1 protein-coding gene is annotated in these 791 nt (G+C 69.9%); it reads right to left on the reverse strand.

Annotated elements, in window-relative coordinates:
- Positions 1-791: MFS transporter (locus tag PV396_RS44915; protein WP_319214169.1), on the reverse strand; the 791-nt coding region annotated here is incomplete at both ends.

The following is a 791-nucleotide window of genomic DNA, read 5'->3' on the forward strand; positions in this document are numbered from 1 at the left end:
AGGGAGGGTGTGAGGGATTGCGCGAGTGCGCCCGCGACGACCAGGGCCAGTGCGCCGGCCAGGACGCGCACGGGGCCGGTGCGGTCGGAGAGCCAGCCGCCGATGGGGCGCATGGCGACTGCGAGGAGGACGAAGCCGGCCATGCGGTTGGCGGCGTCGGCCTGGGTGAGGTTGTAGCTGGTTTTGAGGTAGGTGGGGAGGTAGACGGAGAAGGCGACGTAGCCGCCGAAGGCGACTGCGTACAGGGCGGATGCCTGCCAGGTGATGGCGAGTTTGAAGGTGGCGGTGAGGCGGTGGGTGAGTGGTTCGGTGGGCACGGTGTGTCCGGGTGCGTCGCGCAGCAGCAGTGCCGCGGTCACTGCGTATGCGGTGAGGGCGGCGGCGGTGATCCAGAACGGGTTGGCCATGCCGTGGGCGTCGACGAGTTTGACGGTGGTCAGGGCGCTGATGGCGGTGCCGCCCATGCCCGTGCCGAAGATCCCGATGGCCAGGCCGCGCCGTGCGGGTGGGAACCAGGCGCTGACGAAGGGCACGCCGACGGCGAAGGCGGTGCCGCCGATGCCGAGGAAGAAGCCGCCGGTCAGGAGGGCGGTGAGGGAGGAGTGGCCGGCGAGCCCGAGGTAGAGGACGGGGATGATGGTGGCGGTGGAGACGAGCGGGAACATCACCCGTCCGCCGAAGCGGTCGGTCAGTGCGCCGACCGGGATGCGGCCGAGTGAGCCGACCACGACGGGTACTGCCACCAGCAGCGACTGCTGGAACGAGGACAGCTGTAGAGAGTCCTTGAATCG

The sequence above is a fragment of the Streptomyces sp. ME02-8801-2C genome, assembly GCF_033793965.1.
GTDB lineage: Bacteria > Actinomycetota > Actinomycetes > Streptomycetales > Streptomycetaceae > Streptomyces.